The following is an 18,250-nucleotide window of genomic DNA, read 5'->3' as shown; positions in this document are numbered from 1 at the left end:
GTCTAGGTCAATTGACCTATATTTCTAGGTCGCTCGACCTAACAAGTCAAGGGCGAGGATCAAAGCGCCGTGTCCGGGGTTTCCCCTGCGCCCCATTTCCGCCTATAAGCAAGGCTATGCCCGTCCGGTTCGGTGCCCCTTGTCCTTTGAGAGCCCATGATCTTCACGCCGTTTGAACGCATGGTCGCCTTCCGCTATCTGCGGGCGCGGCGGCAGGAGGGGACGGTGTCGGTGATTGCCGGCTTTTCCTTCATTGGGGTGGCGCTGGGCGTGGCGACGCTGATCATCGTCATGTCGGTGATGAACGGGTTCCGGGCAGAGCTGATCGCCCGTATCCAGGGCATTGGCGCCCATGCCAGCATCACGGCACCCAAGGGCCCGTTGACCGATTATCCCGACCTGCTGGCCAAACTGGCGGCAACCCCCGGCGTCACCATGGTCATGCCGGTGATTGAGGGACAGGCGATGGCCACCGTCAATGGCCGGGCGTCCGGGGTGAAGGTGCGGGCTATGGATCCTGAGGATTTCAAGCGCCGCCCCGTGGTTGGCCGCTCCGTCATCCGGGGGCTGCCTGATCTGGGGGATGAGGGGGTGGCGCTGGGCTTCGGCCTGTCGCGCACGCTGGGCATTTCCGTGGGTGGCACGGTTACATTGATCAGCCCCAAGGGCACGCCCACCCCGTTTGGCACCATGCTGCGGCGCAAGGATTTTTCGGTTTATGCCGTCACTGATGTGCGGATGCCCGAGCATGATGTCGCCACGCTTTACATGCCGCTGGTCGCGGCGCAGAGCTTTTTCCGCCTGCCGGACGCGGTGACCGGGATCGACGTGTTCGTCGATCACCCCAATGATGTGGTGGCATTGCGCCGCCTGCTGTCTGGCGTGGTGGGTGATGGCTACAAGATCACCGACTGGCAGCAGGCCAATGGCGCCCTGGTCACGGCGCTGGGGGTGGAAAGGGTGGCGATGTTCATCGTGCTGACCCTCATCATTCTGGTTGCCAGCTTCAATATCGTCTCCTCCATGGTCATGCTGGTGCGCGGCAAGTCAGCCGCCATTGCCATCCTGCGCACCATGGGCGCGGCGCGGGGCGCCATGCTGAAAATTTTCCTGCTGGCCGGGGCCTCCATCGGCGCCATCGGCACGCTGGCAGGCTTTGCGCTGGGCATCCTGCTGACCCTCAATGCCCAGGCCATTGGCCATGCGCTGGCCTCGCTGCCCGGGGCTGGCAATATCTCCATGCTGGCTTTCCTGACATCGCTGCCCGCCATCATTGAATGGGATCAGGTGGCCCTGGTGGTGGCGATGGGCTTGGCCCTGTCGGTGGGTGCCACGATTTACCCGGCCCTGCGGGCCTCGCGGATGGACCCGGTGGAGGCTTTGCGCCATGGCTAAGACCCCTGCACCTTTCTCCGTGGTGGAGCGCTGGATCGCCAGCCGCTATCTGCGCGCCCGCCGGCAGGAGGGGTTCATCTCCGTCATTGCCGGCTTCTCCTTCCTGGGCATCATGCTGGGGGTGGCGACGCTGCTGGTGTCGCTCTCCGTCTTCAATGGTTTCCAGCGGGATCTGCTGTCCCGCGTGCTGGGCTTCCAGGGCCATATCGTGGCGTTCAGCCGCAGCGGCCCTTTCATCCCGGATGCGGGTTTGAATGCGCGGCTGGAACAGATGGCCGGGGTGGCCGCCGTCATGCCCAATATTGACGGACAGGGCCTGGCCTCCTACCGGGATTTTGCCGATGGTGTGCTGGTCAAGGCCCTGGCAGCACAGGACATCGCGCGGCGGAATGCTTTTAAAGAGGCGCTGAAACAGGGCGCCCTGCCGCAGGGCGACGGGGTGGCCATCGGTGCCCGGCTGGCGGAGCGGGGCGGCATCAAGGTGGGTGACCGGATCACCATCCTCAGCCCCCGTATCGGCATGGAAGGCGCGCCACGGTCGCGCAGCTTTCCCGTGGCCGGCATCCTGGATATGGGCGTGTCGGATTATGACAATACTCTGGTGCTGATGGACCTGCCGGCAGCGCAATCCTTCTTCGAACTGGGGGATGCGGTGACAGGGTTGGAGATTTTCACCACTGACCCGACCCTGGCGCCCGGCATGCGACCGGATATTGCCGTGCTGATGCCGGATGGCATGTTTGTGCAGGATTGGCAGCAGGTGAATGGCGCCTTTTTCAGCGTCATCGACACCCAGCGCAATGTGGTGACGCTGATCCTGACGATGATCGTCATCGTCGCCGCCTTCAACATCATCTCCGGCATGATCATGATGGTGCAGGATAAGGGGCGGGAAATCGCTATCCTGCGCACCATGGGGGCCGGGCGGGGCATGATCTTGCGCATCTTCCTGCTCTCAGGCGCCTCCATCGGCATTGCCGGTACGGCGGCCGGGGTGGTGCTGGGTGTTCTGGCGGCCCATCATGTGGAAGATGTGCGCCGCATGGTGCAGGCCGTGACGGGGACGGACCCGTTCAACGCCGACATCTATTATCTCTCCACCCTGCCAAGCTGGACGGACCCGATGCAGGTGGCGCTGGTGGCGCTTACCTCTGTCTGCCTGTCATTGCTTGCCACTTTCTACCCGTCCTGGCGCGCCGCCCGGCTCGATCCCGTGGAGGCGCTGCGTTATGAGTGATGTGATGAACGGCACCGATACCGTCCTGCACCTGTCCGATATCCGCCGTTCCTTCCCGCAGGCCAATGGCCGGCTGGATGTGCTGCGCGGCGTGAATGCCGCCGTGAAGGCGGGGGAGTTGGTGGCCCTGGTCGGCCCGTCCGGGGCCGGTAAATCCACGCTGCTGCAGATCGCCGGCTTGCTGGAAAAGGCCGATGGCGGGGAAATCCGCATCGCGGGCCAGGTGGCATCTTCCCTGGATGATGCCGGGCGCACGGCGCTGCGCCGCGACCGCATCGGCTTTGTCTATCAGTTCCACCATCTGCTGCCGGAATTCTCCGCCCTGGAAAATATCGTGCTGCCGCAGATGATTGCCGGTGTGGCCCGTAAGCAGGCGGAAATCCGTGCGCGGGAATTGCTGGACCGGGTGGGCCTGGCGGCCCGCGCCGATCACCGCCCGGCCAAACTGTCGGGCGGGGAACAGCAGCGCGTGGCTATTGCCCGCGCGCTGGCCAACCGTCCGGCCCTGCTGATCGCGGATGAGCCGACCGGCAATCTTGATCTGCACACGGCGGAAGCGGTCTTCGCCATGTTCCAGCTACTGGTGCGCGGGGAGGCGGCGGGCGGGGCCCGGCTGGGCGCCCTGGTTGCCACCCATAATATGGAACTGGCCCAGCGCATGGACCGGATTGTGGAAATGCGTGACGGCGTGCTGGTGGAGCGCTGAGATGGCTGGCGCGCTGCCGGACCTGGATTTACCGGCGGGATACCGGGCCGATTGGGTGCTGGCCTACCATGGCCGCGACCCGGACGGGGTGTCGGAGCGGGTGACGGGCAACCGCATCACCAAGCTGTTGGCCCCGGCAGGCCGGGCCATCCGGCTGGAGATTGAGATTAAGGCCGATGTCGCCCGCCTTACTGCTGATCCGACGGATCTGAGCGCGGGGGAGGCGGCCTTCCTGGCCGATGCAGCCGCGCGCATGTTGGGCCTGTCCCTGGACGGGGCGGGGTTTGAGGCGCTGGCGGCAACGGATGCGGAAGTGGCCCGCCTGCTGTCCCGCTGTGGCCCCGGCCTGCGCTTGCCCCAGACGGCCAGTGTGTTTGAGGCTTTGTGCTGGGCCATTGTCGGGCAGCAGGTCAATTTGCGCTTCGCTGGCCAGTTGCGGCGCACGTTGATTGAACTGGCGGGGCTGGACCATCCGTCAGGCATGAAGGCCCATCCCACGCCCGCGGGGATCGCGGCCCTGGACCCGGACCTGTTGGGCCGGCTGAAATTTTCCCGCGCCAAGGCAGCCTATCTGATCAATGCCGCCAGCGCCGGGGTGGATTATGAAAGCTTGCCGCATCTGGCCCCCGATGCGGCAGAGGCGGCGCTGACCGGCATCAAGGGCATTGGCCCCTGGACGCGGGCCTATGTGCTGTTGCGGGCCTGCGCCATGCCGGATATCGCGCCCTTAGGTGATGCCGGGCTTGCGGCGGCCCTGCAAAATTTCAACGCTTGGGACCGTCGGCCGACACCGGTGGAGCAGGGCGACTTGATGCGCCGTTTCGCGCCCTGGCGGTCCCTGGCGACGGCGCATCTATGGGCCGGTTGGTCGGCGGGGTAACAAAAAAGGGGTAAGACGGCGGAATCCGCTTCTTCACCGCGATCATGCCCAGATTTTGCCTTGAGCAAGGTTCATCGTCATCATGATCAAGGCCCCTGGCGGGCTTGTTACGGTGAGGTTGTCATGCGCTTCCGCAATTTCGGTTCCCTGGCCGTTACGGCTGGTCTGGTTCTGTCCCTGGCAACCCCACCATCCTTTGCCCGTCCTGGGGACCGCGATGATGATGATCGTGGTCGTGGCCGGTATGAGCATCGCCACGATGATCGGGGCCGCGGACCTGATCGTGGTCCCGACCGTGATCGTCGCGATTACCGCGACCGTCATGACCGCCAAGATTGGGACCGTCGTGATTATCGCGGGCCGGACCGTCGCCCGGATGTGCATGTCCATCGGGATGTGCATGTATACCGTCCCGGTCCGCCGCCGGGCTGGTGGAACCATGACCGCCGCCCCGTGGTGCATTACCATGTGCCGCCCGCCCGCCACCGCGTCTATCGCGATGTGGTCGTAGCCCGGCCCTATGGCCATTGGTACAGCGGTTATGGCCACCATCACCGCGATAATGATGCCTTTCTTTGGCTGGGCCTGACCGGCATCACCCTGGCGATCCTGAATTCCTTGAATGAAGGGCAGCAGCGGAGCCTGGAGGATGCGCAGATCCGCGCCACCGCCGCCCCCATCGGCCAGCCGATTTACTGGTCGGACAGCGGCGCCAATGGTCAGGTGGTGGCCTTGCGGGAAGGCCGGACCGGCGATGGTGGTTATTGTCGGGAATTCCAGCAGACGGTCATGATCGGCGGTCGTGCGGAAGATGCCTATGGCACGGCCTGCCGTATGCCCGATGGTGTCTGGCAGGTGGTGAACGATCAGCAGTAAACTCGTTGGGCCGCGGCGGATGGCTGCCCCGGCTTATTCTTTTCTGAACCAGTCTGCCGTCGCCGCATCGGCGGGGTAGAACAGTTCCACCCGCATATCCTGCAGGCCGGCATCCAGCGGGGTGCCCAGCATGGCGATGACGGAAAACAGCGCCAACTGCACCCCATCCTTGGCAAAGCGCAGATAGAGGGTGGGGCTGTCCGGGCGCTGTTCCAGATCGGCGGGCCTCAATCCGGCCACCGCCGGATCATCCAGCAGGGCGAGCAGGGCCGGGTCCGCCCCCAGCGGATCGGTCAGCATGGCTTCTGCCCGGATGCGGCGGATCATCCAGGCGGCCACTTCGTCGAAATTGACCAGCAGGTGCCGTAGCGCCGGGCTGAGCATCAGGCGCACCAGATTGGGTGAGGGGTCCGCCACCGCCTGCGCGTCCAGCAGAAATCCCAGCAATTTCCCGGCACCTTCATTGGCCTGCATCAGGTCATAGGTGCGGTTGATCAATATGGCGGGATAAGGGGCTTGTCCGGCCAGCATATGGGCAATGGCAGCGCGCACCGGCTCCATCGCCACGCCCTCCAGTCTGCTCTCCTCCCAGGCCGGGGCGAAACCGGCGGCCAGCAACAGGGCGTTCTGGTGCCGCAGGGGCACTGACAGCGCTTCGGCCAGTTGCAGCACCATGCCGCGCGATGGCCGGGCACGGCCTGATTCCAGAAAGCTGAGATGGCGCTGGCTGGTGGCGCAGGTCAGCGCAAGATCAAGCTGGCTGGTGCCGCGGGCCCGTCGCCATTGGCGCAGCAGGGGGCCGAATCCATCGGCTGGCCGGCGAATGGTGGGGGATGGGGTAGAATGGCTGGGCATTGTCATGATTGCCACGGTGGCATGGCGTCAGTGTGGCGTCTATTACCTGGCTGGTAATTGCGGCACCTGGGGCTGTGGGAGAGCATGGCGCCATCAACCCGGCGAAGGAGGATGCCATGACCAGTTTCGACCAGAGTACCCCGCTTGCCGCCATGCCCATTGCCGCTTATCGCCCGGTGCGGATTTACGCGGCCATCCTCGCCCTGCTGGGGCTGGATATGCTGCTGCTGCCGGCCTGGATTGCCCCAATGGCTTTCACGGATCCGGTGCTGGCGGCGATGCTGGAGATTTCGTGGGTGCTGCGCGGCCTGGGGCTTTCCTGTCTGGCGCTGGGCGCGGTCCTGTGGCTGCTGGCCCCCACCCGGGCTGTGGGCATTGCACCGCTGCTGGCCTTTGCGGCGGGGGCGTCCACCCTGGTGCTGCTGGGTATCGGCTGGGGCCATCTGTCGCTGGCGGGGGAGGTGGCACTGCTGCTGGCCGCCGCCACGGATATCGGCTGTGGCCTGTGGATGCGCCGGGCGTTGCGGGGCCAGGATTAAGCGTTTGTCAGGTTTAGGTTGGACCAACCTCCACCGTGACCCCGGCGCAGCCAGGCTGCGGATGCAGTGCCGGGGACTGAGGAAAGCGAAATGCTAGCGGGGGAGTCGCATCCGCCCCCCGCTTTGCGGTAGGGTCTGGTCGGGGTTGGCTGTCGCTGACCCCGACTGATTTCCGCTCCGTAGCCTGATCGTTGTTGCCGCCTTGTCTGACCCCGGTTTCATTCATCTGCGCGTCCATTCCGCCTATTCCCTGGCAGAAGGGGCGATCAAGCCCAAGGAACTGGTGAAGCTGTGCAAGAAGCACGGCTTCCCGGCGGTGGCCGTCACCGATACCGGCAACCTGTTCGGCTGCCTGGAATTTGCCATGGCGGCATCCGACGATGGTATCCAGCCCATTATCGGCTGCCAGATGTGGATCACCCCCTTCGGTCCCTTGAAAAAGGTGGCGGGACGGGTGCAGGGACCTGGAGCCGACCAGCTTATCCTGCTGGTGCAGAGCGAGCAGGGATACCGCAACCTGATGCGGCTGGTCTCCAAGGCCTTCATGGATACCGATCCCGGCCTGCTGCCCCAGGTCTCGCTGGAGGATATGGAGGGGCTGACGGATGGGTTGATCTGCCTGACCGGCGGGTTCGGCGGCGGGCTGAACCGGTTGCTGCTGGACGGGCAGAAGCCGCACGCGCTGGACCTGCTGGAAAAGCTGAAAGCCCTGTTCCCTGGCCGGCTTTATATTGAGCTGATGCGTCATGCCGAAGGGCCGATCGGGCAGGCGGAAGCCAAGGTGGAGCCGGATCTGATCGATCTGGCCTATGCCCACGACATTCCGCTGGTCGCCACCAACGATGCCTATTTCGCCACGGCGGACATGTATGAGGCGCACGATGTGCTGCTCTGCATCGCCGATGGTGCCTATGTGATGCAGGAGGATCGCCGCCGCGTCACCCCGCAGCATTATTTCAAGACCGCCGCCGAGATGCGGGAACTGTTCGCCGACTTACCGGAGGCGGTGGATAACACCGTGGTGATTGCCAAGCGCTGCGCCTACATGCCGCGCAAGGTGAACCCCATCCTGCCGCCCTTCCCGTGTGAGGGCGGGCGGCTGGAAGAGGATGAATTGCGCGTGCAGGCCCATGATGGCCTGACCTACCGCCTGAACAAATATGTGTTCACCAGCGGCATGGCGCAGGATGAGAAGGAGAAGATCGAGAAGGAATACCGGGACCGGCTGGATTTTGAGCTGGAAACCATCATCAAGATGAAATTCCCCGGCTACTTCCTGATCGTGTCGGACTTCATCAAATGGGCCAAGGATCACGCCATTCCCGTGGGGCCGGGCCGTGGTTCAGGTGCCGGGTCGCTGGTCGCCTGGTCATTGCTGATCACCGACCTGGACCCCATTCGTTATGGCCTGCTGTTCGAACGCTTCCTGAACCCGGAACGCGTGTCGATGCCCGACTTCGATATCGATTTCTGCCAGGATCGCCGGGAAGAGGTGATCAAATATGTTCAGCAGAAATACGGGTACGACAAGGTCGGCCAGATCATCACCTTTGGTAAATTGCAGGCCCGCGCCGTGGTGCGCGATGTGGGGCGTACGTTGCAGATGCCCTATGGTCAGGTGGACCGTATCTGCAAACTGATTCCCAACAACCCGGCCAACCCCGTCACCCTGCAACAAGCGCTGGACGGGGAGCCGCAGTTGCAGGAGATGCAGCGCGGGGATGAGACGGTGGCCCGCCTGCTGACCATCGCGCTGCGGCTGGAAGGGCTGTATCGCCACGCCTCCACCCACGCCGCCGGCGTGGTGATCGGCGACCGCCCGCTTTATGAACTGGTGCCGATGTACCGCGATCCGCGGTCCGACATGCCCGTTACCCAGTTCAACATGAAATATGTCGAACTGGCGGGACTGGTGAAGTTCGACTTTCTGGGCCTGAAGACGCTGACCGTGTTGAAAACGGCGGTGGACCATGTGAGGGATCTAGGCCCGGAACTGGACCTGCTGGATCTGGATATGGAGGACAAGAAGTCCTACGATATCCTGGGCCGGGCAGAGAGTTCCGGCGTGTTCCAGCTTGAAAGTTCGGGCATGCGCGACGTGCTGCGCCGCATGAAGCCGAACCGGATTGAGGACATTATCGCGCTGGTCTCGCTCTATCGCCCCGGCCCGATGGATAATATCCCCAAATACATCAAGGTGAAGTTCGGCCAGGAAGCGCCGGATTACATGCATCCGGCCTTGCAGCCCATCCTGGAGGAAACCTTCGGGATCATGGTGTACCAGGAACAGGTGATGCAGATCGCCCAGGTGCTGGCGGGCTATAGCCTTGGCGGCGCTGACCTGCTGCGCCGCGCCATGGGTAAGAAGATCAAGGAGGAGATGGAGAAGGAACGGGCGAAATTCATCGCTGGTTCAGCGGAAAAGCTGGCTGTGCCGGAAGAACAGTCCGGTCTGATCTTCGATCAGGTGAATAAATTCGCCGGTTACGGCTTCAATAAATCCCACGCGGCGGCCTATGCGCTGGTGGCGTATCAGACGGCCTTTATGAAGGCCAATTACCCGGTCGAGTTCATGGCGGCGACCATGACCTATGATATGGGCAATACCGACAAACTGAACCAGTTCCGCCAGGAACTGATGCGGCTGCGCATCAAGCTGCTGCCACCGGACGTGAATGCCTCTGCCGCCCGTTTTGCCGTGGAAACCCTGCCCGATGGCAGCCGGGCGGTGCGCTATGCGCTCGCCGCCATCAAGGGGGTGGGCGCGCAGGCGATGGAGTCGGTGGTGGCTGAGCGCCGCGCCAACGGGCCGTTCAAGGATGTGTTCGACTTTGCCCGCCGGGTTGATCACACGGTGATGAACAAGCGGCTGATGGAAAAGCTGGTCTGCGCCGGTGCCTTTGACAGCCTGTCGCGCAACCGCCAGCAATTATTCGCGGGGCTGGAAACGGTGCTGCGCTACGCCCAGGCGGAGGCGCAGCAACGGGAAAGCGGCATGGCCAGCCTGTTCGGAGCCACCGAAGCGCTGAAGACACCCGACCTGCCCAAGGTGCCGGATTGGGAGCCGTTGGAGAAGCTGCGGCACGAGTTTGAAGCGATCGGCTTCTTCCTCTCGGCCCACCCGCTGGACAGTTTCTCCCCCGCTTTGACGCGGATGAAGGTGGTCAAGCACGCTGACCTGCCCAAGGCCCTGCGCGACGCCAAATCCACGCGCTACAAGATGGCGGGCATCGTCGTTGCCCGTCAGGAACGAACGGCCAAAAGCGGTAACCGTTTTGCTTTCGTCACATTATCGGACGCCACCGGCGTCTATGAGGTGACCCTGTTCCAGGAAACCCTGGCGCAGAGCCGGGAGATGCTGGAGGCCGGTAAGGCTGTACTGGTCGCCGTAGACGCCCAGCGCAATGGTGAAGAAATCCGCCTGACCTGCCAGGGCGTGCAGTTGCTGGAGGAGGAGGTCGCCAAGAGTGCGGCCGGCCTGCGCATTCTGGTGGATGATCTGCGCGCCGTGGAGGGGATCAAGAACACCCTGTCACGTCTGCCGCCGGGCCGGGGCAAGGTAATGCTCACGGTGGAGATGGACGCCCTGCGGGAGGTGGAGATTTCCCTGCCCAAGACATTCCAGATTGATGGCAGCGGCCGTGCCGCCATCAAATCCCTCCATGGGGTGGTGGAGGTTCAGGAGTTGTAAGGCCAACCTGCCGAACGGCACCGCCCCGCCTTCAGGCCGGGCGGTGGCCGCTCAACAGTTCCACGGCCGTGGCCAGCATCCGGCCATCGCGATCATAAAGGGTGGTGGCGCGGCCATGCACCAGATCGCCCGCGACGATGCGCAGCAATGCTGCTACGGCATTGTCAGCCTTCAGCACCAGAAAGCCGGCGGGCCGGCTGTTGAAGGTGACCCCACAGGCGGAGAGGATGGCGCCGAAGGGGATCTTGCGCTGGCGCACCGCGAATTGCGCAGCGGCGGGCAGGGCGTCCAGCCTGATTTCGATCAGCCCCAGTTCTGCCGGCATCCCGCTTTGGCCCCCGGACAGCAAGACGTGACGGCGCAGGAGACCGGCCGCCTCTTCCGCATGCAGCACGGAAAGGCGCATCGACTCGCCCCAATAGGCTTCCAGCGTCGCGGTCATCCCATGGTCATGGGCCAACAGGTTTCGTGCCGTCTCGGGCAGCAGGCCGGGTTCAACCCAATGAGGGACGGGCAAGGCATCGCCGCCCGACTGACGGCGCAGGAAGCCCGTCAGTAAATCCAGATCGGCAGGACGGGCGGAGGCGGGCAGGGACATCGTGATCTGCTTGATATAGAGTAGGGATGCTGAATGATTTTTGGGACCGGACCATACGGCACCCCTTGCCCCCCTGCCAAGGCATGGCGGCATCGCTCATCCTTTCGATGTTGCGGGGTTGCAATGCGTGGGAGGCCGGAGTATCTAGGCGCCCGTCGTTAATCCCACACGTGGGCTTGCGGTCTGCATGCTTTTACCCGGCGGATATCCGTTGGGTCGTGGCAGGCAGATCGATCCGGTGTCTCCTTGGACATGGTGTCCGGGGGGCGTCGCCCGCGGAGGAAGAACCGGAAAAGGAAGTTTTCCTATGGCTATGCCGACCTTTACCATGCGTCAGCTCCTGGAAGCTGGCGTCCATTTCGGTCACCACACCCGTCGTTGGAACCCGAAGATGGCCCCGTACATCTTCGGCGTGCGCAATGGCGTGCACATCATCGACCTGGAGCAGACCGTTCCGATGCTGCATCGCTCGATGCAGGCTGTTCGTGACGTGGTTGCCGGCGGTGGTCGCGTCCTGTTCGTCGGCACCAAGCGCGCCGCCCAGGAAAAGGTGGCTGACGCCGCCAAGCGTTGTGGCCAGTACTATGTCAACCATCGTTGGCTCGGCGGCATGCTGACCAACTGGAAGACCATTTCCCAGTCCATCCGCCGCCTGAAGGAAATGGATGAGCAGCTGGTCGCCGGTGAGCATTCCGGTCGCACCAAGAAGGAGCTGCTCAACATGACCCGCGACCGCGATAAGCTGGAGCGCGCGCTGGGCGGTATCCGTGACATGGGCGGCCTGCCCGACCTGCTGGTGATCATCGACACCAACAAGGAAAGCCTGGCCATCCAGGAAGCCAACAAGCTGGGTATCCCGGTTGTCGCCATCGTCGACAGCAACAGCGATCCGGACGGCATCACCTTCCCGGTGCCGGGTAACGACGACGCCCTGCGCGCCATCGAGACCTATTGCGATCTGCTGGCTGGCTCCGTGCTGGACGGCCTGCAGGCCGAAATGTCGGCCGCTGGCATCGATGTCGGCGCCCAGGAAGAAGCCCCGGTTGAGGCGCTGCCGGAAGAGGCTGCTGCCGAGGCCCAGGCCTGATTTTGCGTGATGACGGCCGGGCCGCACCCGACATCCGGGGCGGTCCGGCCGTTATGCTGTTCAGGGCCTGCCGATGCTGTAAGGGTGCCGGCGGGTCCGCCCGATTCCTATACCACCCATTCCCCTAGCGGATAGAGAGGCGAAGATGGCCGAGATCACTGCTGCGCTCGTCAAAGAGCTGCGCGAGAAGACCGGTGCCGGCATGATGGACTGCAAGAAGGCGCTGGCAGAGACCGAAGGCGACATGGAAGGCGCGGTTGACTGGCTGCGCAAGAAGGGCCTCGCCGCCGCCGCCAAGAAGTCCGGCCGCGTCGCCGCCGAGGGTCTGGTTGGTGTTGCCACCAACGGTCTCGTGGGCGCTGCCGTCGAGCTGAACGCCGAAACCGACTTCGTTGCCCGCAACGATGCCTTCCAGAACGCCGTTTCCACCGTCACCACCCTGGCGCTGGACAGCAATGGCGATCTGGAGACGCTGAAGGGCGTTGCCTATCCGGGCACCGGCCGCACCGTCGGTGAGGAACTGACCCACCTCGTCGCCACGATCGGCGAGAACATGAACCTGCGCCGCGTCGCCAAGCTGGAAGTCAAGGACGGCATCGTCGCCTCCTATGTCCACTCCGCTTTGGTCCCTGGCCTGGGCAAGATCGGCGTGCTGGTCGCGCTGGAATCTACCGGTGACAAGGCCAAGCTGGCCGATCTGGGCAAGCAGATCGCCATGCACATCGCCGCCGCCCGTCCGGAAGCGCTCGACATCGCCGATGTCGATCCGACCGCCCTGGACCGTGAGCGCGCCGTGCTCAGCGAACAGGCTGCCGCTTCCGGCAAGCCGGCCAACATCATCGAGAAGATGGTCGAAGGCCGCGTCCGCAAGTACTATGAAGAAGTGGTGCTGCTGGAGCAGCTCTATGTCATCGACGGCGAAACCAAGATCCGCAAGGTCGTGGAAAACGCCGCCAAGGACGTGGGCGCCCCGGTTGCCCTGACCGGCTTCGTGCGTTTCACCCTGGGTGAAGGCATTGAGAAGGAAGCGACCGATTTCGCGGCCGAAGTGGCCTCGATGGCCCGCTAAGGGCCTCTAGATCGTCGTTTTCAGGCTGCCGACCCTCATTTGAAAGGACCAACCGTGCCCGCTTCCGCTCGATACAAGCGCGTTCTTCTGAAGCTCTCAGGCGAAGCCCTTATGGGTGAACGGGAATATGGTCTTGATCCCAACGTCGTCGATCGGATGGCGCGGGAGATCAAGTCGGTCATCGATATGGGGGTCGAAGTCTGTGCCGTGATCGGCGGCGGGAATATCTTCCGGGGTATTTCCGGCGCCGCATCGGGCATGGAGCGGGCGACCGCTGACTATATGGGCATGCTGGCCACCGTGATGAACGCGCTGGCTGTGCAGAATGCCCTGGAAAAGGCCGGCGTGCCGACGCGGGTGCAATCGGCCATTCCCATGGCCAGCGTCTGCGAACCCTATATCCGCCGCCGGGCGGAACGGCATATGGAAAAGGGCCGCGTGGTGATTTTCGCCGCCGGCACCGGCAACCCCTTCTTCACCACCGATACTGCCGCGGCGTTGCGCGCGTCCGAAATGGGCTGCGACGCGCTGTTGAAGGCGACGAAGGTGGATGGCGTCTACAGCGCCGACCCGAAGAAGGTGAAGGATGCGGTCCGTTACGACCGCCTGACATATCTGGACGTTCTGTCGCGCGATCTCGCCGTGATGGATGCGTCGGCAATTTCCCTTGCCCGCGAGAACAAGATCCCCATCCTGGTGTTCTCCATCGTGACCGATGGGGCCTTTGCCGAAGTGATGGCCGGGCAGGGCACGTTCACCATCATAACCGAAGAGGCATAAGGTGGCCGCTCCCGACCTCAAGGATATCGAACGCCGCATGGCCGGCGCCCTGGAGACGCTTCGTAAGGAGTTTGCCGGCCTGCGTACCGGCCGCGCTTCTGCGAACCTGCTGGAACCGGTGATGGTTGATGCCTATGGCACGACTGTGCCGCTCAATCAGGTGGCCAATATCTCCGTGCCGGAGCCGCGCCTGATCACGGTCCAGGTCTTCGACCGCAGCACGGTCAAGGCTGTTGAGAAGGCGATCCGTGACGGTGGTCTGGGTCTGAACCCGCAGACCGAAGGGTCCACCATCCGCGTGCCGATCCCGGAACTGAATTCCGAGCGGCGCAAGGAACTGACCAAGGTTGCCGCCAAATATGCCGAACAGACCCGTGTTGCCGTGCGCAACGTGCGTCGTGATGGCATGGATGCCGCCAAGAAGGCGCAGAAGGACGGCGATCTGTCCGAGGACGAGCAGAAGCAATGGTCTGAGAAGATCCAGGCCGTGACCGATGCCCATATCAAGAAGATCGACGAGGCGCTCGCGACCAAGGAAAAAGAGATCCTGCAGGTCTGACGGACCTGTCAGGAAAGGGGTCCGTTCACCATGCCTGGTTCCAGTAATACTGGTTTCGGTACGCCGCCGGCGCATATTGCCATCATCATGGATGGCAATGGTCGCTGGGCGACGGCACGAGGCCTGCCGCGTACCGTTGGTCATAAAAAAGGTGTGGAGGCGGTTCGCGCCGCAGTTGAGGCCGCTCGCGAACTGGGCGTGCGGTACCTGACGCTTTACAGTTTTTCGACGGAGAACTGGACCCGTCCGCAGGATGAAGTTTCCGCCCTGATGCAGCTTCTGCGTTTCTACCTTCGGGGGGAAATCGCGAAGCTGCACCGTAACGGCATCCGTGTGCGTATCATCGGTGAACGGCAGCGACTGTCGGCTGATATCCAGGCTCTGATCGAGAATGCTGAGTCGCTGACGGCCGGCAACACACAGATGACCCTTGTTATCGCCCTGTCTTATGGTGGACGTCAGGAACTGGTGGAAGCGGCTCGCAAAATTGCTGTCGCGGTCCGGGATGGTGAGCTTGCGGCTGAAGCGGTGACGGCGGAACTGTTCGCAGCCCATCTTTCTACCGGGGATGATATCCCCGATCCTGATCTGATGATCCGGACCAGCGGGGAGAAACGGGTGAGCAATTTCCTGCTCTGGCAACTCGCTTATGCCGAGATGGTCTTCCTGGATACGCTGTGGCCGGATTTTGGCCGACGCGATCTGGAAGAAGCGATCCAGGAATATCATCGGCGCGACCGTCGGTTCGGCGCCACGGTTGGAAGCCGCTGATCCGTGGCCGATAACCCTGCTCCCCTCTCCAAAAAAGCCGAGCTGCGCCTGCGCGTTATTTCCGCCCTTGTCCTGGGGCCGCCGGTTCTGGCGGCTGTCTGGCTCGGTGGCCCCGCCTTCGATCTTCTGGTGATGCTGGTGGCAGTGCTGGGCGTGCGGGAATGGGTGCGTCTGGCAGAGCCGGGGCACCAGGCTGTGCCTTTCACCCTTTCCCTGCTGGCCGTGGTGGCTGTGGTGGCGACGGACCTGTTCCGGGGGGCCGGCGATGCGGTGCTCGTCGCGCTCGCGGCGACACCGCTGCTTTTTGTCGCTGCCCTGGTGACACGGATGAAGCATCGGCTGCTATTGGCGGCAGCGGTTCCCTATATTGCGCTGTCGTGTGTAGCTCTGGACTGGCTGCGTACAGAGAATGGCACGGACGGGCTGGCCCTGTTCCTGTTCCTGCTTCTGGCGATCTGGGCGACCGATATCGGTGCCTATGCTGCGGGCCGGACGATTGGCGGGCCGAAACTGGCACCACGCATCAGCCCGAAAAAGACCTGGGCTGGTCTGATCGGGGGCATGCTCTCGGCCGCGCTGGTCGGGTTTGTCGTGGCACTGATTGCCGATGCGGCCCGGCCCGGTGTGGCCTTCATCATTGCCGCCTTGCTGGCGGTAGCCGGGCAGGCGGGTGACCTTTTCGAATCGCATATGAAGCGGCGGGTGGATGTGAAGGATAGCGGCAAGTTGATCCCCGGCCATGGCGGTATTCTGGACCGCATTGATGGGTTGATCTTCGCAGCTCCGCTCTTTGCCCTGATCCATGCCCTTGCCGGGGAATGGCTGCAATGGTGGTGATGACGGCGGAGTCGGTATCAGCTCTGCGATCGGTGACGGTGCTGGGAAGCACCGGTTCTGTCGGATCCAATACGGTGGAGTTGCTGGCCCTTTATCCTGATCGGTATCGGGTTGAGGCGCTTGTCGCCAATGGCAATATTGCCAAACTGGCCGAGCAGGTCCGCCTGTTGCGGCCGCGTCTGGCTGTGACTGCTGATGCTTCCCGCTATGAAGAGTTGAAGGCAGCCCTGGCAGGAACCGACACGGAAGTTGCCGCCGGGCCCCAGGCCGTGGTGGAGGCTGCGGCCCGCCCTGCGGATTGGGTCATGGCTTCCATCGTCGGTGCTGCCGGCCTTGCCCCCACCCTGGCGGCTATCCGCCGCGGGGCCACGGTGGCTTTTGCCAACAAGGAAGTGCTGGTGTGCGCCGGCGAGCTGGTGATGGCGGAAGTGCGGCGGCACGGGGCTACCCTGCTGCCGGTGGACAGCGAACATAGCGCCATTTTCCAGGTGTTCGACGAGGCGCGGCGCGATGCTGTGTCGCGGCTGGTTCTGACCGCGTCCGGCGGGCCTTTCCGCACCTGGGACCGCGTCCGCATGGCCGCGGTGACGCCCGCACAGGCCTGCGCCCATCCCAACTGGTCGATGGGCGCCAAGATTTCGGTCGATAGTGCCACGATGATGAATAAGGGGTTGGAGCTGATCGAAGCCCATCACCTGTTCGCCATCCCGGAGGCGCGGATCGAGGTTCTGGTCCACCCCCAATCCGTGATCCACAGTCTGGTCGAATATATCGATGGTTCTGTCCTGGCCCAGCTTGGCACGCCGGATATGCGCACGCCCATCGCTGTTGCCCTTGCCTGGCCGGAACGGATCGCCACGCCGGGGGAACGGCTGGATTTGATCCGCGCGGGACGCCTTGATTTCGAGTCGCCCGATCCGGCGCGTTTTCCGGCCCTGGCGCTGACGCGGCAGGCCTTGCGTACGGGGGGGGCGGCCCCTACAGTGCTGAACGCCGCGAATGAGGTGGCCGTCTCCGCTTTCCTGGAAGGGCGCATCGGCTTCCTGGATATTGAACGGATTGTGGAACGGACATTGGCGGCCCTGCCGCATGCGGCCCTGGGGTCGCTGGAAGATGTGGTGACGGCGGATAGTGAAGCGCGTCGCCATGCCTTTGCCGAAATTGCGGGTTAGGCCAGCGAGGCCTTAACGGAGCTGCGAGGCGTATTGATGGAAGTCTTCGGCTTCATCTGGAATTACGGCGTGATGTTCCTGGTCGTGTTGACCGTCCTCGTGTTCGTTCACGAGTTCGGCCACTATTGGGTGGCGCGTCGCAACGGGGTTCGGGTGGAGGTCTTCTCCATCGGCTTCGGGCGTGAGCTTTTCGGCTTCACGGACAGCGCGGGGACGCGCTGGAAGTTCAGCGCCATCCCGCTTGGCGGCTATGTGAAGATGTTTGGCGACGCCAATGCGGCCAGCGCCCCTGACGCTGCCGTCCAGTCCATGAGCGCGGAGGAGAAGGCTGTTTCCTTCCACCATAAGCGCGTGTGGCAGCGTATGGCGATTGTGGTGGCAGGACCGGCGGCGAATTTCATCTTCGCCATCATCGCGCTTGCCTTCATGTTCATCGTTTATGGGCAGCCCTACACGCCCCCGGTGATCAAGGAAGTGATGCCCGACGGGGCGGCGGCGGAAGCGGGTATGCTGGCCGGTGATCGCATCCTGTCCATGGATGGACGGAGCACACCGCGGTTTGAGGATATCCTGAGCGTCGTTGTGATGAATCCCGGTCGCCCTGTGGCGGCTGTGGTGGAACGGCCTGATCCGGCCAATCCGGATGCGGGCAAGCAGATCGAAATGTCGGTGACGCCGCGTTCGGTCCAGCTTGAAGACCGGTTCGGCAATGTCCATACGATAGGCCGGCTGGGGGTTTTGCGTGGAAGTGATGAATATCGCCGTCAGACGCCTCTGATTGCCATTTGGGAAGCCACCAAGGGCACGGTGCGTTTGACAGAAGATACGCTGACATCCGTCTGGCAGATCGTCATGGGTGTGCGCAGCACGAATGAGCTGGGCGGCCCCATCCGTATCGCACAGATGACCGGTCAGGTGGCGCAGACCAGCTTTGTGACAATGATCTGGTTTGTGGCTGCGCTTTCCGTCAGCCTGGGCTTGTTGAACCTGTTTCCTATTCCGATGCTGGACGGCGGGCATCTGCTGTATTACGCAATGGAAGCTATTCGCGGGCGGCCCCTGAATGAGAGGGTCCAGGAATATGGTTTGCGGCTCGGTCTGGCTTTGGTATTGACCTTGGTGGTTTTCGTGACATGGAACGATCTTCGGTCGCTTCGTGTCGTGGATTTCGTCAAGGGTGTCCTGTCTTAGCCTTTTT

At 63.3% G+C, this 18,250-nt stretch carries 17 protein-coding genes; 15 read left to right on the top strand and 2 right to left on the bottom strand.

Annotation, left to right across the window (positions count from 1 at the left end; all coding sequences use genetic code 11):
- The first annotated feature begins 156 nt into the window (after window positions 1–156).
- The 5 genes from G473_RS0121255 (at window position 157) to G473_RS30490 (ending at window position 5,094) form a co-directional block, all read left to right on the top strand.
- Entirely contained in the window at window positions 157–1,395 is a 1,239-nt protein-coding gene (locus G473_RS0121255) for a lipoprotein-releasing ABC transporter permease subunit (protein ID WP_029014765.1), read from the top strand.
- Window positions 1,388–2,632, top strand: coding sequence for a lipoprotein-releasing ABC transporter permease subunit (locus G473_RS0121250; protein ID WP_035708511.1), 1,245 nt, complete (start codon window positions 1,388–1,390; stop codon window positions 2,630–2,632). Before G473_RS0121255 ends, G473_RS0121250 begins: the two co-directional genes overlap by 8 nt.
- The gene (locus tag G473_RS0121245; protein ID WP_029014763.1) at window positions 2,625–3,338 is read left to right on the top strand and encodes an ABC transporter ATP-binding protein; all 714 of its coding nucleotides are present in this window, start codon (window positions 2,625–2,627) and stop codon (window positions 3,336–3,338) included. The genes G473_RS0121250 and G473_RS0121245 overlap by 8 nt, the downstream gene beginning before the upstream one ends.
- 1 nt (window position 3,339) lies before the next feature.
- Window positions 3,340–4,218: a DNA-3-methyladenine glycosylase family protein gene (locus G473_RS0121240; RefSeq protein WP_029014762.1), complete on the top strand. Its 879-nt coding sequence runs from the start codon at window positions 3,340–3,342 to the stop codon at window positions 4,216–4,218.
- 123 nt (window positions 4,219–4,341) lie between these two features.
- A complete protein-coding gene (locus G473_RS30490) occupies window positions 4,342–5,094 on the top strand; it encodes a hypothetical protein (protein WP_154667506.1) in 753 nt (250 codons plus the stop codon).
- 33 nt (window positions 5,095–5,127) lie between these two features.
- Here the strand turns inward: G473_RS30490 and G473_RS0121225 are convergent, their stop codons facing one another.
- Window positions 5,128–5,955, bottom strand: a complete 828-nt coding sequence (locus G473_RS0121225) for a helix-turn-helix domain-containing protein (protein WP_084438453.1) — start codon at window positions 5,953–5,955, stop codon at window positions 5,128–5,130.
- Window positions 5,956–6,065: 110 nt separating this feature from the next.
- Here G473_RS0121225 and G473_RS0121220 point away from each other — a divergent pair, with 110 nt between their 5' ends.
- Window positions 6,066–6,488, top strand: a complete 423-nt coding sequence (locus tag G473_RS0121220) for a hypothetical protein (protein ID WP_029014759.1) — start codon at window positions 6,066–6,068, stop codon at window positions 6,486–6,488.
- Between the two features lie 202 nt (window positions 6,489–6,690).
- A complete protein-coding gene (dnaE, locus tag G473_RS0121215) occupies window positions 6,691–10,179 on the top strand; it encodes a DNA polymerase III subunit alpha (RefSeq protein ID WP_029014758.1) in 3,489 nt (1,162 codons plus the stop codon).
- 31 nt (window positions 10,180–10,210) lie between these two features.
- Here the strand turns inward: dnaE and G473_RS0121210 are convergent, their stop codons facing one another.
- A complete protein-coding gene (locus G473_RS0121210; RefSeq protein ID WP_029014757.1) occupies window positions 10,211–10,777 on the bottom strand; it encodes a hypothetical protein in 567 nt (188 codons plus the stop codon).
- A gap of 307 nt (window positions 10,778–11,084) precedes the next feature.
- Here G473_RS0121210 and rpsB point away from each other — a divergent pair, with 307 nt between their 5' ends.
- From rpsB to rseP, 8 genes are all read left to right on the top strand, one after another.
- Window positions 11,085–11,864, top strand: a complete 780-nt coding sequence (gene rpsB, locus G473_RS0121205) for a 30S ribosomal protein S2 (protein ID WP_035708507.1) — start codon at window positions 11,085–11,087, stop codon at window positions 11,862–11,864.
- Between the two features lie 145 nt (window positions 11,865–12,009).
- The gene (tsf, locus tag G473_RS0121200) at window positions 12,010–12,933 is read left to right on the top strand and encodes a translation elongation factor Ts (RefSeq protein WP_029014755.1); all 924 of its coding nucleotides are present in this window, start codon (window positions 12,010–12,012) and stop codon (window positions 12,931–12,933) included.
- A 54-nt stretch (window positions 12,934–12,987) separates the two neighbouring features.
- Window positions 12,988–13,713, top strand: coding sequence for a UMP kinase (pyrH, locus tag G473_RS0121195; protein WP_029014754.1), 726 nt, complete (start codon window positions 12,988–12,990; stop codon window positions 13,711–13,713).
- A 1-nt stretch (window position 13,714) separates the two neighbouring features.
- On the top strand, window positions 13,715–14,272 hold the full coding sequence (frr, locus tag G473_RS0121190) for a ribosome recycling factor (protein WP_029014753.1): 558 nt from the start codon (window positions 13,715–13,717) through the stop codon (window positions 14,270–14,272).
- A 30-nt stretch (window positions 14,273–14,302) separates the two neighbouring features.
- A complete protein-coding gene (locus G473_RS0121185; RefSeq protein ID WP_029014752.1) occupies window positions 14,303–15,043 on the top strand; it encodes an isoprenyl transferase in 741 nt (246 codons plus the stop codon).
- A 3-nt stretch (window positions 15,044–15,046) separates the two neighbouring features.
- Window positions 15,047–15,880 (top strand): phosphatidate cytidylyltransferase, encoded by an 834-nt coding sequence (locus G473_RS0121180; protein ID WP_154667505.1) that lies wholly within the window; start codon window positions 15,047–15,049, stop codon window positions 15,878–15,880.
- Window positions 15,871–17,052: a 1-deoxy-D-xylulose-5-phosphate reductoisomerase gene (locus tag G473_RS0121175; RefSeq protein WP_029014750.1), complete on the top strand. Its 1,182-nt coding sequence runs from the start codon at window positions 15,871–15,873 to the stop codon at window positions 17,050–17,052. The genes G473_RS0121180 and G473_RS0121175 overlap by 10 nt, the downstream gene beginning before the upstream one ends.
- Before the next feature lie 36 nt (window positions 17,053–17,088).
- Window positions 17,089–18,243 (top strand): RIP metalloprotease RseP, encoded by a 1,155-nt coding sequence (gene rseP, locus G473_RS0121170; protein ID WP_029014749.1) that lies wholly within the window; start codon window positions 17,089–17,091, stop codon window positions 18,241–18,243.
- Window positions 18,244–18,250 lie beyond the last annotated feature (7 nt).

It is taken from the genome of Niveispirillum irakense DSM 11586, assembly GCF_000429645.1.
Lineage (GTDB): Bacteria > Pseudomonadota > Alphaproteobacteria > Azospirillales > Azospirillaceae > Niveispirillum > Niveispirillum irakense.
The sequence above is the reverse complement of the archived record's forward strand: the minus strand, read 5'-3'. Positions and strand labels throughout refer to the sequence as shown.

Excerpts from the sequence above, each read along its gene's own strand:
- tsf (WP_029014755.1), top strand. The coding sequence starts at position 12,010 with ATGGCCGAGATCACTGCTGCGCTCGTCAAAGAGCTGCGCGAGAAGACC.
- G473_RS0121175 (WP_029014750.1), top strand. The coding sequence starts at position 15,871 with ATGGTGGTGATGACGGCGGAGTCGGTATCAGCTCTGCGATCGGTGACG.
- G473_RS0121245 (WP_029014763.1), top strand. The coding sequence starts at position 2,625 with ATGAGTGATGTGATGAACGGCACCGATACCGTCCTGCACCTGTCCGAT.
- rseP (WP_029014749.1), top strand. The coding sequence starts at position 17,089 with ATGGAAGTCTTCGGCTTCATCTGGAATTACGGCGTGATGTTCCTGGTC.
- G473_RS0121250 (WP_035708511.1), top strand. The coding sequence starts at position 1,388 with ATGGCTAAGACCCCTGCACCTTTCTCCGTGGTGGAGCGCTGGATCGCC.
- rpsB (WP_035708507.1), top strand. The coding sequence starts at position 11,085 with ATGGCTATGCCGACCTTTACCATGCGTCAGCTCCTGGAAGCTGGCGTC.
- G473_RS0121220 (WP_029014759.1), top strand. The coding sequence starts at position 6,066 with ATGACCAGTTTCGACCAGAGTACCCCGCTTGCCGCCATGCCCATTGCC.
- G473_RS0121255 (WP_029014765.1), top strand. The coding sequence starts at position 157 with ATGATCTTCACGCCGTTTGAACGCATGGTCGCCTTCCGCTATCTGCGG.
- G473_RS0121210 (WP_029014757.1), bottom strand. The coding sequence starts at position 10,777 with ATGTCCCTGCCCGCCTCCGCCCGTCCTGCCGATCTGGATTTACTGACG.
- G473_RS0121185 (WP_029014752.1), top strand. The coding sequence starts at position 14,303 with ATGCCTGGTTCCAGTAATACTGGTTTCGGTACGCCGCCGGCGCATATT.
- G473_RS30490 (WP_154667506.1), top strand. The coding sequence starts at position 4,342 with ATGCGCTTCCGCAATTTCGGTTCCCTGGCCGTTACGGCTGGTCTGGTT.
- G473_RS0121240 (WP_029014762.1), top strand. The coding sequence starts at position 3,340 with ATGGCTGGCGCGCTGCCGGACCTGGATTTACCGGCGGGATACCGGGCC.
- G473_RS0121225 (WP_084438453.1), bottom strand. The coding sequence starts at position 5,955 with ATGACAATGCCCAGCCATTCTACCCCATCCCCCACCATTCGCCGGCCA.